Origin of the sequence: Photorhabdus antumapuensis (assembly GCF_020387775.1) — a bacterium.
GTDB lineage: Bacteria > Pseudomonadota > Gammaproteobacteria > Enterobacterales > Enterobacteriaceae > Photorhabdus > Photorhabdus antumapuensis.
Window position 1 is genome coordinate 74579 of sequence record NZ_JAHZMK010000010.1, and the last position, 14777, is coordinate 89355.

Annotated in this window: 11 protein-coding genes; 6 read left to right on the plus strand and 5 right to left on the minus strand. The window is 40.4% G+C overall.

Annotation, left to right across the window (positions count from 1 at the left end):
* Positions 1–389: 389 nt before the first annotated feature.
* From purC to KZ793_RS02480, 6 genes are all read left to right on the plus strand, one after another.
* The gene (gene purC / locus KZ793_RS02455; RefSeq protein ID WP_225813183.1) at positions 390–1103 is read left to right on the plus strand and encodes a phosphoribosylaminoimidazolesuccinocarboxamide synthase; all 714 of its coding nucleotides are present in this window, start codon (positions 390–392) and stop codon (positions 1101–1103) included.
* Positions 1104–1855: 752 nt separating this feature from the next.
* Positions 1856–3571 (plus strand): ABC transporter ATP-binding protein, encoded by a 1716-nt coding sequence (locus tag KZ793_RS02460; RefSeq protein WP_225813184.1) that lies wholly within the window; start codon positions 1856–1858, stop codon positions 3569–3571.
* Positions 3568–5223, plus strand: a complete 1656-nt coding sequence (locus KZ793_RS02465; protein ID WP_225813185.1) for an ATP-binding cassette domain-containing protein — start codon at positions 3568–3570, stop codon at positions 5221–5223. Before KZ793_RS02460 ends, KZ793_RS02465 begins: the two co-directional genes overlap by 4 nt.
* Positions 5224–5314: 91 nt before the next feature.
* Entirely contained in the window at positions 5315–5581 is a 267-nt protein-coding gene (locus tag KZ793_RS02470; RefSeq protein ID WP_225813186.1) for an antitoxin of toxin-antitoxin stability system, read from the plus strand.
* Between the two features lie 84 nt (positions 5582–5665).
* Positions 5666–5848 carry a type II toxin-antitoxin system RelE/ParE family toxin gene (locus KZ793_RS02475; protein WP_255619128.1) on the plus strand — a complete coding sequence of 61 codons (183 nt, stop codon included), beginning with the start codon at positions 5666–5668 and terminating at the stop codon, positions 5846–5848.
* A 16-nt stretch (positions 5849–5864) separates the two neighbouring features.
* Entirely contained in the window at positions 5865–7037 is a 1173-nt protein-coding gene (locus tag KZ793_RS02480; RefSeq protein WP_225813187.1) for an alpha/beta hydrolase family protein, read from the plus strand.
* Positions 7038–7048: 11 nt separating this feature from the next.
* On the opposite strand, the gene KZ793_RS02485 is transcribed toward KZ793_RS02480, so the two are convergent.
* From KZ793_RS02485 to KZ793_RS02505, 5 genes are read right to left on the minus strand one after another with little or no spacing between them, the layout of a single operon-like run.
* Positions 7049–7279, minus strand: coding sequence for a phosphopantetheine-binding protein (locus KZ793_RS02485; RefSeq protein ID WP_225813189.1), 231 nt, complete (start codon positions 7277–7279; stop codon positions 7049–7051).
* 34 nt (positions 7280–7313) lie between these two features.
* Entirely contained in the window at positions 7314–8537 is a 1224-nt protein-coding gene (locus KZ793_RS02490) for an ABC transporter permease (protein WP_225813191.1), read from the minus strand.
* Between the two features lie 2 nt (positions 8538–8539).
* Complete coding sequence (locus KZ793_RS02495; RefSeq protein ID WP_225813193.1) at positions 8540–9205, minus strand: ABC transporter ATP-binding protein; 666 nt, start codon at positions 9203–9205, stop codon at positions 8540–8542.
* Complete coding sequence (locus tag KZ793_RS02500) at positions 9189–10346, minus strand: efflux RND transporter periplasmic adaptor subunit (RefSeq protein ID WP_225813194.1); 1158 nt, start codon at positions 10344–10346, stop codon at positions 9189–9191. The genes KZ793_RS02495 and KZ793_RS02500 overlap by 17 nt, the downstream gene beginning before the upstream one ends.
* Positions 10347–10370: 24 nt before the next feature.
* Complete coding sequence (locus tag KZ793_RS02505; protein ID WP_225813204.1) at positions 10371–14768, minus strand: condensation domain-containing protein; 4398 nt, start codon at positions 14766–14768, stop codon at positions 10371–10373.
* Positions 14769–14777: the final 9 nt, after the last annotated feature.

Consider the following 14777-nt stretch of genomic DNA (forward strand, 5'->3'; position numbering starts at 1 on the left):
TTTTAAGTCAGTGTTTGATCTCTAAAATCTCGGATAAAAAAACAAATTAGCGCAGAGTGAAGAATACCCTCTCCACACCATTTCTTCTTGAAACGATATTTAAAATTCTCACGATATTTTGGGTTTTTAACTCCCGATAAATACAGAATCGATTAATCCTTTTGCTAGCTTTATTTACCAGATGGCCTTTGGGGTAAGTTTTTCTACGGTTATCGGCTTGCCTTGAAACTGATAGGCAAATGGTTTTTTAGCATAAAGTTTGGCTGTTTTTCAGACTAATTCGACAGCTATAGGAAAAAATCGACCCTTTGGACAGGATTTTGTTAGCAATCTGTTTTATTATTTATTTATGGTATTTATACAGTAGTAATATCTCTGGAGTATATAAGATGCAAAAAAAAGCTGAGTTGTATCGTGGAAAGGCAAAAACGGTGTACACCACGGATGATCCTGATTTGTTAGTGTTGGAGTTCCGTAATGATACATCAGCATTGGATGGCGAACGTATTGAACAGTTTGATCGTAAAGGGATGGTGAATAATAAATTTAACCATTTCATTATGAGCAAATTGGCGGAAGCAGGGATTCCGACGCAAATGGAACGACTGTTATCGGACACTGAGGTATTAGTTAAAAAGCTGGATATGGTGCCGGTTGAATGTGTTGTTCGTAATCGGGCTGCGGGGTCATTAGTTAGACGTCTTGGTGTTGAGGAAGGTCTGGTATTGAATCCACCTCTGTTCGATCTGTTTCTGAAAAATGATGCTAAGCACGATCCAATGGTGAATGAATCTTATTGTGAAACTTTTGATTGGGTTAGCAAAGAACATCTGGCTGAAATGAAAGAATTGAGCTACAAGGCCAATGAGGTATTGAGCAAATTGTTTGATGATGCTGGTTTGATTTTGGTTGACTTCAAACTGGAATTTGGTTTGTTCAAAGGGCAGGTAGTTCTAGGGGATGAATTTTCTCCTGATGGTAGCCGTTTGTGGGACAAAGAGACGTTGAACAAAATGGATAAAGATCGTTTTCGCCAAAGTCTTGGTGGCCTGATTGAAGCGTATGAAGAGGTAGCGCGCCGTATCGGTGTTATTTTGGACTAATTGCGCAAACGATTACTTGGGCCGAAAGGCCCTTTTATTGGCACAAGTGATTCTGGTTGTGATTTTTTCATTGGCCTTTTATGATCAAATATTATCTGACAATATGAATAGTTAATATGAATTAATTCGATATAGAATAGGCTACTGCTTTGTAGTAATGAATTGTTTAAATTACGCGCAATTTAAGGCAGTTAATATTGAATAGGAATTCATTTATATAGTCGCTATATATTTGTAAAAATCATTATAATTCATTGGAATTATTGCTATTTTTTACTCCATTTATGATTCATCGTTTGGAATAAGTTATTTATTGTTCATTATTCATATTGAGAATGCACCTGACAATTAGGTTATTAAATGACCTGATAAAGGTATTGACATTGTAGAATAAGGTCTCAATTTTATTTTTCGGCTATTTTCTTGTGATAGCGTTTATAAACATTTCAATCAGATCGTGATAAATGCGGGTATTTTGCGATAATTGCATTTTGCTAAATGTGAACCAGATCTTGCTGTTATGATCGATCTGTTATTAATAACCTTGATGTTGGCTGCATATACCTAATAGATTTCGAGTTGCATCGCGACGGCAAGGGAGCGAATCCCCGGGAGCATAGAGAACTATGTGACCGGGGTGAGTGAGTGCAGCCAACAAAGAGGCAGCTTGAAAGATAACGGGTATATACTGATTGTTGCAAATAACATCGCTAATTTTAATGAGGTGCCATAACCTAAAGATGAAAAGCGTCATGTCAAAGAATTTAACTGTATGGCGGATACTGCTACAGAGTGCCATACCATTTAAGGGGACAGTTGTATGTGCGTTTTTGGCCTTAACCGTTACATTATCGTGCGATCTAAGCGGTCCTTATATTATCCGGAATTATGTTGATAAGGCGACATCAGGAACGACTGTTGATCAACTTATCGTGTTGGCAATCATTTATGTTTTTATTGCATCGATTGGTGTTATCGGTAGTTTGGTAACCAGTTACATGAGCACCAAAGCCGGTTGGGGTATTGCTGATACCATTAGATATAAGCTCTTTCACCATGTGATGACAGTTTTACCTGTATTGGAAATAGAACGGCGATCACAGGGAGAATTGCTGGAAAATATTGAAGGTAATGCTGATATTATAGGAAAAACGATTTCTAAAGCAGGTTTCAAGGCCATTGCTAATTTAGCGCTGACATTAGGGACATTGGTCATTATATTCAGCGTCATGCCTCAGGCAGGTATTGCCATAGCAGTCGTCGTCATACTGGTGGCGTATGTATTGATTCAGTTAACCAGACTTTCTGTTCGTCGTTGGTTAATTGCGCGAAATGAAAAAGCCCGAATCTTTGGTTTTGTCGGTGATTCATTACATGCAATGGATGATTTACAACCCTTGTCGCAGGCGCATTGGCCTGCCATTGCATTTCGTAAAATGCTGTCAATGTTGCTCAAATTTGAACGCAGTGCTTATATTGGTGGCAGGGCTTTTTGGCCAATTACTCAGATCTTCTTTGCACTCTGTTTTGGTATAGGTTTTGGTTTTGGGCTGCAATTACTTGGTGAGAACAGCTTAAGCATCGGTACATTAACGATGGTTTATCTCTACGTTGATAAACTTCGGGAGCCGGTGGAGGATATGTCATCAGAAATAGAGCTGATACAGAAATTATTTGCTGCTTTGTCACTTTCGGCAAAAATGTTAAATGAAGGCGCCCCAGGTAAATCATCGGATAATTTACTGCCTGATGGTCCTCTCTCTATCCATTTCGATAATGTTGATTTCAGTTATAACGGAGAAGAAACTCAGGTTTTGCATGGCGTTAATTTTTACGTCGCTCCGGGGAGCAAAATTGGCATTATTGGTAGAACGGGGGCGGGGAAAAGTACCCTTCTTAATTTGATGTGTGGATTTGCGCGACCCGATTCAGGCAGAGTAACAATGGGTAATGTCGATGTCTCAACGATTAAGCCGGAAGAGTTTGCAAAAAAGATTGCTGTCTTGAGTCAGCGTACTCATCTGTTTTCCGCAACATTGCGGGAAAATTTAACGCTTTTCAGCAATGAAATATCTGACGATCAAATTTGGGAGGTTCTCCAGGAATTAGATGCGCTTGAATGGGTTAGGGCATTACCTGATGGTCTTGATACACCGGTTGGTACTAATGGTCTGATGCTATCAGCAGGAGAAATTCAAATGATAGCGGGTGCCAGAGTGATGTTACAGCATTGCTCGTTGGTCATTATTGATGAAGGAACTTCTCAACTTGATCCCCGAACGGAAGAGAGTTGGCTGAAATTACTTGAAAAGTTAAGCCACAATCGCACTGTCGTGATGGTTGCACATCGCCTCCACACGCTTTCGGTGGTTGATGAAATTATCATTATCGATGATGGGCGGATTCAACAACGAATCCCTGAAACAGAAATCGCAATGTTAACGAGTAATCATGGGCTTATGGTATGACTATATCCTCCAATGTATCAACTAAACTTAAAATGTTACCAGCCTTGATTGAGCTGATAAAAAAGTTTGCTCCTCTCTATTTCATTACCATGTTCGTGTGGACACTGATGCATGGTTTTCCTCTGTTGATTGGTTACTTAATCAGTAAATTACTCGATAGAGCGATGAATGAGCCGACTAACCCTGTGGTCTGGTGGTTACTTGCCTCGGCGATTGCCACAATGGTTTTGCGATCATTGTTTCTATTCCTAGGATTAACCTTTGACTTTACGTTAATTTTCAAAGTCAGTGCTTACCTGAAAGAGCGGGTTTTATGGGGAGTGAGCCATTGTTCCCGCAATCAGAGACAGACTTTTTCTCAAGGCGATATTCTGAACCGTATCCGTGATGATAGTGATGAAATTGCGGAATTTCTGAGTTGGACCTCTGATTTTATTTACCGTGCATTACTTTTAATTATCGCATTAGTTGTGCTTATCAACACTGACATAATAACCACACTTGCTCTTATGCCTATGATTGTGGGCCTCTGGGTCGGGGTGATACTTAAACGCAAGGTAGGGAATTTACAGAAGAGTAAACGTCAATCGCAAGGGGATATTGCTGGCAAGATTACTGACGTCTTAACGGGTATACGCGACCTGCGCCTTGGCAACAAAATGGAGGGGCAGATTGAGCGGTTATCGCAGAAATTTGTCAATCGACGAGCTATTCAAGCCAAACATCAGGTATTTACTGACCTTCTTTCTGGATTGTTCAAAAATATTGTCATACTTGGGACGTCGGCTGTCTTATTGATAGTGAGTAAACGAATCGTTGATGGCAGTTTTACTGTAGGGAATCTGGCACTATTTTTGACCTATATCGGCTGGATCAGTGAACAGATACTTTTCTTTGGCCGGTCGGTTGCCTATTATAAAAATGCTGATGTGTGTTATGGACGAATCAGGCAGTTTCTGGCGAATAAAGTAGATAAAAAAGAGACCAAAGAGTATGAGCAAGATGAAATTCTGCATAAGCTGAGCGTTAATCATCTGGCATATTCAAAAACTCAACTCCCTGTTTCATTTGAGGCAACAGCTAATCAGGTTATTGGCATTGTTGGTGATATTGGTTCGGGTAAAACCACCTTTTTGCGTTACTTGATTGGTCTGGAAAAATCCAGTTCCGGCAGTGTACTTTGGAATAACCGAGAAGTTCTGGGAAATGAAAACTGGTGGAGGAATCCACGTATTGGATATGCCAGGCAGAAAGCGGGGTTTTTTGGTGGAACCGTAAGGCAAAACCTTGCGTTAGGTGATAAGGATATTGATGATGATGTCATGGTACGGGCGCTGGAGGCGGTAGGTTTAACGCCCGGCTCATATGAATTGCCAGGAGGGCTCGATACCGTCATTAACTCTGGCAGTGCCGGTCAATTATCTGGCGGTCAGCGTCAACGTTTGGCATTGGCTCGGATGTTATGTCGTCCCGCTGATGTTTATATTGTTGATAACTGCGATTCGTCATTAGATATGGATACAGCCCGTCATTTATGGGCGGTTTTACCTGAGCGCTGGCCCGGTCTGTGGATCGTTGTCTCGCATAATGCCGATCTTCTCGCTAAAGCGGATCATATTGTTACCGTTCAACAGCGGAGAGAGTCACCATAATCCATTGGATATCCACTCCTGGCTAAGTCGGTAGGAGTGGATGTCAATAATGAAATGGTATATATTTTTTTATATCAAACGAGGAGGGACTATGGGTAAACAAGCTGTTTTTACTATGAAACTTGAATCAGCTCTGCGTGATCACTTTATGGCTGCTACGGCAGCAGAACACCGCCCAGCTTCTCAAGTTGTCCGTGAACTGATGCATGAATATGTCCAGCGTCATAAATATCGTGCTTTCCTTCAGGAAAAGGTTGATATCGCACGCCAATCTGTAAAAGAGGGTAATGGTGTTGAACATAGCGACGTAAAAGCGATTTTTGCGGCTCGAAGAGAACAGGTTAAGGCTCGTAAGTGAACGTAATTTGGACACCTCAGGCGCTTTGCGATAGCGAGGCAATATGGGAACCTTATTGTAAGAAATCCAGACGCTGCACTCAAAATGGACGAACTGTTTGAGTCAGCGGCTGATCGATTAGCAGATTTCCCTTATATCGGTCATGCCGGAGAGATCTCTGATACTTTGGAGTTTTTTCCACACGAACACTATCGACTGGTTTATGAGATTAGTAGTGAAACTGTCTGGATTTTAGCTTTAGTGCATACATCGCGGTTGTGGCCGTAGGAAGTTGAGTAATTACATGCTTATTAAGAACTTAATTGCCACATTGGAAAGTGAAATACAGATATTAATAACCACATTGCTTAATGAGCAATGGGAAGCAGCCAGGGAATTAATGAATGAATCATTGCGTATGGCGGCTGATGATTTAGCTTTAACTGTATTGGCAGACAGTTTGTGTAACTCAGATATCGATATTATTTATCAGCAGCAAGGTGCTTGTCACCTGCGGCTAAATACTCTCAATGGAAAGCTCAATCTTTATATTGGGATTAAAGATCGGCAAATTCATTCTCTCACATTATCTCAATGCCCAATACCTGATGCGTATGCAAAACAGGGTATTTTTATCGAAAAAACGTTAAAGACGTTTGGTCTTAGAGATGTCCCGGATGGTTTGGTATGTTTGCCATCACCCCATACTGCCAAAGCAATTGTACTATTGCTTGCGGGTTCTGGTCCGCATTCGATGGATTATGATATTGGGCCTAATCCACTGTTTCGTATGTTGGCACATGAATTAAGTCAATATGGCATTGTGAGTGTACGTTTTGACAAACGCTATTACCGTATCCGGCAGAGAAATATGGACCCTGAGGTTGTCGATCTCAATACGGAAATTGTTGACGATGCTTGTAATATTCTGATTGGTTTAATGGGACATATTGAATTTCACGATGTGCCAGTATTTTTGGTTGGGCACAGTTTCGGCGGATATGTCAGCCCATTAATTGCAAAGAACTTACAGCAAAAATCGGGCTTAAATGTTACGGGCATTGCGATGTTGGCGGCGCCTTTCCGTAATTTACTCCGGGTGATTTTATCCCAATTACCCAGTGGGAAAGAGCAAGATACAGTATCTCTTGAGAGTTTTTTGTCAGTGCCGGATAGTTATCTCAAACAGATTGAGAATTATCATGCATTTGATTGCTTAAACAGCTTGCCTGCAATGCCGTTATTTTTTGCTCAGGGAGATCAGGATTTCCAGATTTTGCATAATGTTGATTTCACGATGTGGCAAACTGCACTGCAAAATAATAAGCAGGCAGAGTTCAAACTCTACACTGGATTGAATCATATTTTATTGCCTACAATAGGATGTGATGGTGGAGAGGATTATCTGCAACCAGGTCAGATCCCGGTGCAGGTAATTGCAGATTTGGCTGCATGGATCATCCACCATTCATCATGAAATAGACAACGCTATTCATCTTTTGCGAGCAGTTTGACCCAATCGTTGATTGTTGGCCAGCGGGCTAAATCTGCAAAGTTAATTGGATACCCTGCATAATTTAGCCGATCAACCAGCATCAGCATTTTTATCGAATCGAAACCGATATCAAAAAGATTTTCATCCTCAGGTATTGCCTCTGCTTCTGGATGAAGCGCTTTGATTTCTCGATGTAAAATTTCATAGATAAGCTGATTTTTCATTGTGTCTCCAAAAAGTGTTATGAAATAAAACAAGCTACAATTCTCTTATCCCTTCGATTGGCGCCGATGCGGCTGCACGATGTGATGGATATACACCAAACACTACGGTAATGAAGCAGGCTGCAAGGGAAGCTAATAAAAAGGAATAGAAAGAGAAACCAACCGCGATATCAAATAGTAATAAAATTCTGAAACCGATAAATGAGAATAACAGTCCTAATAGTGTTCCCAATAATGAAATCAAAAATGCTTCGGTAAGAAACTGGTAAAAAATATCAGAATAACTTGCTCCTACGGCAAGCCGTATACCAATCTCTCTTCTACGTTCTCTCACACTGATGAGAATGGTATTCATGACACTGACACCCGCGACAAAGAGGGTTACTGACGATATTGACAATAGGAAAAGATTAATTTTTGACTGGGTTTCATGCAACGTTTTCAACAATTCCGTGGTATTACGTATCTCGTAGCTTTGTTGATGTTGAAACCGCGACAATCGTTGTTCAACAGCGTATTTAACTGATTCAATATGAGAGGCGTCCTTAGCTTTCAACGCCATGCCACTAGGAGGCGTATTGCCGAACAGACGTACCAGATAGCTGTTGCTTGGCAAAAAGGCGGCATCATCTACTCCTGCATCCATACCTTCGCCTTTCTGTGTCAAGATACCGATAACTTGCATTGAGATGTCGTTGATCTTGATACTTTGCTCGAATGCGGTTTCTTTTTGTGGAAAAAGTCGTTCGGCCAGAGAGGCCCCCAAAACAACGACATTTGCCAGGGCAGCATCGTCTTGTAATGTGTAAAAACGTCCACGATCAATTACCAGATTACGGATAATCGCGATATCTGCATTGGCGCCAATTAATTGAACATCAGCAGTGCCTTGTGGAGAAACTATCGTTCCTGGTGCAGCGTAAAATAGGGTGCTGTGGCTAATATGGGGATTACCTGAAAGTGACGTTATATCCTCTGGTGTCAGATAATCATGATGGGAATCGAAAGCGCCGTTTTCTTGTCCCTTATATTTTACTGAAATGATATTGCTTCCCATTGAGGAGACCATCTTAACAATATGATGCTTGGTTTCTGTACCAATTGCTTGCATGATCACAATCGAAGCTACCCCGATAGCAATGCATAATAGAGTCAGGAAGACCCGTGTTTTATGAGCGGTAAGAGAGCGTACCGCCATCTTGAGGTTAAACAGGATAACCGTCGAATAAACATTGAATTTTAAGGTTATTTTACTCATACTCATTGAGTCACCAGACAACCATTATCTAAATATAGTTTGTGTTTGGCATATTTGGCGATAGCTTGATCATGTGTTACTAGGATAATGCCGCATCCATTATGATGTAATTCAGCAAAAAGCTGCATGAGATTGGTCGCATTAGTGGTATCTAACGCGCCGGTAGGTTCATCGGCAATAATAAACTTTGGATTGTTGATTAAAGCGCGAGCGACAGCAACGCGTTGTTGTTCTCCCCCTGACAGATGGCGCGGGTATTTATCTAATAAATTGTCAAGCTGGAGGCGATCGATTAAGTAATGAAAATGTTCTCTGTCATAATCGAAGCTTCTTTTTAAGTAGTACATGGGCATCAAGATATTTTCATCAATGCGGTAGTTTTCGAGCAGGTTATAATTCTGAAAGACAAAGCCAAAATATTTTCGCCGTAAAAGTGCTAATGAGTGAATCTTTTGCTGAGTCACCGTGAGATCGTTAATAAGATATTCTCCCGCACTGGCGAGATCCAAAAGCCCTATTATATTCAATAAGGTACTTTTCCCTGAACCGGAGCGACCAAGAATAGCAACATAATCATTCTGGTCTATGGTTAAGCAAATATCTTTCAAGACAAGATGTTGTTTACCCTCATTACCATAGGTTTTGCAGATATTATTTAGCGTTATCATTTTGACTCTTCCCAAGATTATCTTGTTTGGAAAGTACAACGATCTGCTCGTTATTCTGTAATCCGCTGACAACGACTGAACGTCTTCCATTGTTATGACCGATTAGCAATTTTCTTACTACGATATTTCCCTCTTTCATCTCACGTAAAAAATAGGTAGTTAGATCATCGTTCAAAGGTTGATGCCGTTTATTATTCAGTATGTCACTGGGTATGGTCACTACTCCGATGCTTTCGTGGGTCACAATAGTGACATCTGCACTCATACCGGGCTTGAGCAGGAAATTATCATTGGGGACATCGAATAGCACCGTATAATAAACGGCATTATTAATGAGGTCGGGCTTATACATAATCTTCTTAACATTACCGTGCCATATATGCTGATTTGCACTATAGATCTTGAAAGAGGCTTTTTGCCCCGTCACGATTTGGTTAATATCTGCTTCGGAAACTTTTGCATAAACAGTCATATTTTTGAGGTCGGCAATTTGCATGAGGACCGGTGTCTGTTGATTGACATTCAGCGTTTGCCCAGGGTCAACATGGATTGCAGTTACTACGCCGGCAATAGGCGAATAGATTTGGGTATAACTGAGGCTGACTTCTTCACTATGCAAAATATGTTCATTTTGCCTGATGTCTGCTTTGAGGCTTTCAATTCTTGCCTGACTTTTCTTGACGCCGAAAGCAGCCTCATCCAGCAATTGCTGGCTGGTTGCGGAGCGCAAGTTAAGCTCTCTTTGGCGCTTTTCCGTGATGACCAGAAGTTGATAAGCGTATTGTTCCTCCTGCAACATGGCTCGCAATTTTTCTAGTCGCGCTCGGCTTGCCTCAACTTTAGTACGATAAAAAGTATCATCAATGCTGGCGACCAGCTTACCTGTTTCGACGATATCCCCGACTTCAACATATAACTTGGTTAACTGGCCTGAGATTTGGCTACCAACATTGACCTGACTGGTTGGTTGTATAACACCGGCAGCATTTACCGTAGTAATAACATCACCTAACGTTCCAGTGACGATTTGTTCTGTCATAACCGTAGATGTCTCTTTTTGGCTAAAGTTGTTATAAAGCACGGTAAGAAAAACGATCATGGTGATGGTGATAACCACCCATTTCTTTTGTTTGACCAGCACAATCAGCATCCATTTTACTATTTGTTATCGTTCTGTATCGCCAGGCATCAGGTCATGCTGAATGCCTATGCAATCCAATAAATCAATCAAAAACAGCCCCATGTCGCTGATGATATCTTCAGAGAAAATATCATCATCGTAGAGCCATTCCAGACCTATCCCAGTTGGCGAATTGATCAGTTCGAGCGCAATATCTCCTTTAGGCTTAAGCCCCTTGATTTTTTCCTTGGTGCAATGGGTTTCACCAAGATATAAACCAGTTTCAAATCCTATTTGAGAAGAAAAATAATAGGTGATTTCCGGTAATTGCATACCGTGGTGGTGATGAAGATGTTGTTTTAAATAGGCCAGTGAGATATTGGAATGCCTATTCGTGTCTGCCAGAAAATCGCGGACATATCTGGATACGTTAATCAGCGAAGTTTCCGCCGTAACGTAGGGCAGCAGTAGTGTTGTTGCGAAGCTACCAACACTGTCAAACGGTATGGGAGGAACGCGGTTGGCGCAAGGAATACCTACGATAATCTCATCTTTATTGAGTAATGAATTAATGGTCATCAGAAATGCGCCAATCACAATATGTTCCAGAGTCACCGCATATTTTTTCTGTGTGCTGGATAGTGCGGCAATTAATTGAGGAGACAACGGCATTGAATAACGTCGGCCCCGGGTCCTCTGATGAGCTTCTGATGTATCATTATGCTGTCCGGCAACTGAAAGTGCATTGAACAATTTTTCTGTCCAAAAATTTAATGTTTCGTCTGACATGCGCTGATTAATGATATTAATGCCTGTTTCCGTCGCGGCTGCAATCTTTGGTACATTATCTGCGTAAGCGGAAGATAATTTTTGCAACACATGAGCAATCGACATCCCGTCACAAAATGCATGATGGAAATTTAATAAAAGGTAGTGCTCATGTTCTGCTGTTTTTAATAATTTAAAATATACCGGTGGATTATCCTGTAACGCTATCGGATTAAATGCCATCTTATTTAAGATTTTGCGTAATGAAATTTCAATATTGATGCCGGTAGCATGAGTTAAATCGATATATTCGAAAGGTAGGTTCTCTTCGATAGCGGGTGAGAAGGTTAAAGAGAGTTGCCCATCTGTTATGGTGACTCTTTGGCAGAGGGCAGGGAAATATTGCATGGTATACAGCAACGCATAACGTAATTTCTTTAAATCAATATCACCGGTCAGATGATAATACAGCGGGATATTATGAGCGCCTGAACGATTAGAGATAGTATCAATGATCCAATAATACTGGTCGTGTTGTTCTGTCAGGCAAGTGCTATTTTTATCGATTAAAACCGGTATTTTCCCTTGTTGAATGACAGATTGTAATAGATAACCTAATCTAGGGGCGTGATAGAAATCTTCCAGGTGAATAGAACAATTAAAATGTTGCTGGATCTTATTAATTAACAATAATGCTTTAAGCGAAGTACCACCTGCGTCAAAGAAATTAGTCTCTTCATTAATAACGCTATCGCTATCGCTATCGCCAAAAACTTCTCGCCATAGAGTAAAAAATATTTCTCGTTTTTCCCTTTTAATTTGAGAAATATTATCTTCTTTATTCAACTCTGACACTGGAGCAGAATCGTTGGATGAGGCTAATTCGACAATAAAAGGCACCTGTAATTTTGGATAACATCCACGCAAGAATGAAACGATTTCGTGACGTGTAATTGAGCATGATCCATCAGGTATAAATATATTAATATATTGGTACCCCGTTTCATTTTCTTTTATCGTTAAATGAATGTCATCAATATTAATCCCCGTTGTAAGTAATTTTTGCATTTCATCCAGATCGACACGTTTCCCGTCAATTTTATGCTCTTTATCCAGGCGGCCAATGAAATTTAAATTCCCTTGGGCATCGCAAAATCCACGGTCTCCGGTTAAATAATAGATTTCTCCATCGTTCAACTGTAAGAATTTATGTGAAGTTGATTGATTATCATTAATATATCCGGCACAGATAGAATCACCACGGATACATATTTCTCCATTACTGCCATTGATGATCTTGTCAGTTCCATATTCCCGAATAACGATAGTGGTATTTGTTAGCGCTTTGCCAATGATATTGCCGGGTTGAAATTTATCATCTATTTTGTGACTGCTAGCCACAACGCAACATTCTGTTGGACCATAAGAGTTAATCAGAGAAATGCCACATCCTACTTTTTCCAACCAATGATGAATGGCTTTATCCATTGCCAGATCGCCACCGATAATTGTTATTCTAATCGAAGGCGCTAATTCTTTAATGGTTGCATGTAGGAAAAAGACAATTTGATGCCAATAATTAGTAGGAAAGTTAACTATAGTAACCGATTGTGCATGGCAAAATGAAAACAGTGTATTAAGCTCAACGATCATGTGATCATTGGCAATCGCCAATGTGGCGCTTTGATAAAAACAGCCAAACACCTCTTCAATATAAGCATCGAAAACGGGTGTGCTGAAATTGAGAATAACGTCATCTTGTTTAATATCATACTGCTCTGTCATTGCAGCCAAATAGGCATAAAGCCCCTTAAACGTTATCGGTACTGCTTTCGGTACACCCGTGGTGCCTGATGTAAAAAAGATATAGGCTTCGTCCTCTGGAGTTGCGGGACGTTTTATATCATTCCCTAGGAATATCTCGGAAGGGCGAGTTTCTATATCTTCAATAAAGAGAAGATGCGTATTATTAATAACGTTTATTTTTTCATGATAGCGACGGGCAGTAATTAATAAGGAAATATTCAGGCTATTTAATATGTTATTAATTTCTTCTTGCCCAAATGTCATATTGATTGGGATAAAACATAATCCCGCAGTATGGATTGATAATATAGATAATAAAGAATCCACTCCTCTGGGTAATAACACTGCTACCCTTCGGTTTTGTAGTGGGCAGGATAATATCAATTGACTGAAAGTTAATAATTTGTGGTAAAGTTCATGGTAATTAAGGCAATGCACAGCGTTTATTTCTGCTTGATTCCCATAAATGACTGATTTTTTGTCCGGCGATACTGCAACGACTTGTGCTATTCTGGCAATAATATTCTCTTTGATAGGGTGATTAGCGACAATATTTTCGGGGTTATCCAGGCTAGATGTAATATTATCCATTGGTTCAATTTTTTTATATTTTTCCCAATATATCTCAACCGTTTCATTAATGTTTTCTGCAATGGTGCTATAAATACGTAAATAATCGTCGATCAGAGTATGGGCGGCAAAATAACTATATAGGCGGCTCCCCACATCCAATTCAACTAATGCTGATTTCCCATCAGGAGAAAACCGGATGTTAATCCCATAATTGTTGACTGCGCCGGAAGTCATACAACCGCGAATGGCGCGATTATCTTTCATAAGATCATGTTCAAGCTCATGTAGCAGATTAACATAGGGAGCGGCAGTGAATTGATCTGCTCGACTGATTGCTTCATCATTTAAATCATTTATATCAATACGGCTATGCTTGCTATGTAAGCTAATTTGCGACTGCATGGCTACGAGGATCTGTTTTATTGTTGCCTGCGGAGCTAAAGAAACCATAAGAGGCAAGGTGTTCATTGCCGGGCGATAATAGCGGTATTCTCCTTTATCACGTCGATTAGAGAAAGGTAAATTGATGATACTTGTTGATAAGCGACCTCGTTTGGTCATTTGCAGACATAGCGCCAATATCATCATTAATTTATCATTAAAGGTAAAACCACCGTTGTTTGCGGTGAGCGGCCGGCTGACTTTAATTGCTTTTGAGGGAAATAGGCGTTTACGGGCATAATCCTCTAATTTGGGCAGTTGGTTGAGGTAGTTATTCCAATACTCTTTGTTGCTGGCATAATGCACGTTTGCTTTATATTTAACATCGTCAAGGTAAGCCTGATAGCTAAAAATAGGCGCTGATGTTGAGTAGAATGCTTGTTGTTCATAGCAAGACAAAACATCATGAATTAACTGACCTATGCCCCAATAATCTGTGGCGATATGGTGAGCAATGATCCCCCAAAAACAGCACCCAACGTCATTAAAATAAAGATAATGCCTTATCGTTACCCCTTTTTCAGGCGCTAGCGGTTGAGCTGTTCTCTTCGCAAAATCAGCTTTTGCCGCTTGTTCTACTGCGGGATCCGACAGTTTTATTGGTATAACTTCGACCGGTGTAGATCCTTTCTCCTGAAAAATATTGTGTTCAGCAATACGGTAACGTAAGGAAAAACCATCATTGAAGTGATGAATGGTTATAATGGCCTGCTTCAATCTTGCCAGATTAATATTATCACTGAAGCTGACGAATTCACCGACATTGAAGACAGATTTATCGTCAGCAACAGTGTTAGCAATCGCTAAGCGGAGCTGGGTATAATTCAACGGCCAATAATTGTCACTATATTCCATTATCTTGCG

Bases quoted from the DNA above. Each gene is read 5' to 3' on its own strand.
- purC (WP_225813183.1), top strand. From the start codon at position 390: ATGCAAAAAAAAGCTGAGTTGTATCGTGGAAAGGCAAAAACGGTGTAC.
- KZ793_RS02460 (WP_225813184.1), top strand. From the start codon at position 1,856: ATGTCAAAGAATTTAACTGTATGGCGGATACTGCTACAGAGTGCCATA.
- KZ793_RS02465 (WP_225813185.1), top strand. From the start codon at position 3,568: ATGACTATATCCTCCAATGTATCAACTAAACTTAAAATGTTACCAGCC.
- KZ793_RS02470 (WP_225813186.1), top strand. From the start codon at position 5,315: ATGGGTAAACAAGCTGTTTTTACTATGAAACTTGAATCAGCTCTGCGT.
- KZ793_RS02475 (WP_255619128.1), top strand. From the start codon at position 5,666: ATGGACGAACTGTTTGAGTCAGCGGCTGATCGATTAGCAGATTTCCCT.
- KZ793_RS02480 (WP_225813187.1), top strand. From the start codon at position 5,865: ATGCTTATTAAGAACTTAATTGCCACATTGGAAAGTGAAATACAGATA.
- KZ793_RS02485 (WP_225813189.1), bottom strand. From the start codon at position 7,279: ATGAAAAATCAGCTTATCTATGAAATTTTACATCGAGAAATCAAAGCG.
- KZ793_RS02490 (WP_225813191.1), bottom strand. From the start codon at position 8,537: ATGAGTAAAATAACCTTAAAATTCAATGTTTATTCGACGGTTATCCTG.
- KZ793_RS02495 (WP_225813193.1), bottom strand. From the start codon at position 9,205: ATGATAACGCTAAATAATATCTGCAAAACCTATGGTAATGAGGGTAAA.
- KZ793_RS02505 (WP_225813204.1), bottom strand. From the start codon at position 14,768: ATGGAATATAGTGACAATTATTGGCCGTTGAATTATACCCAGCTCCGC.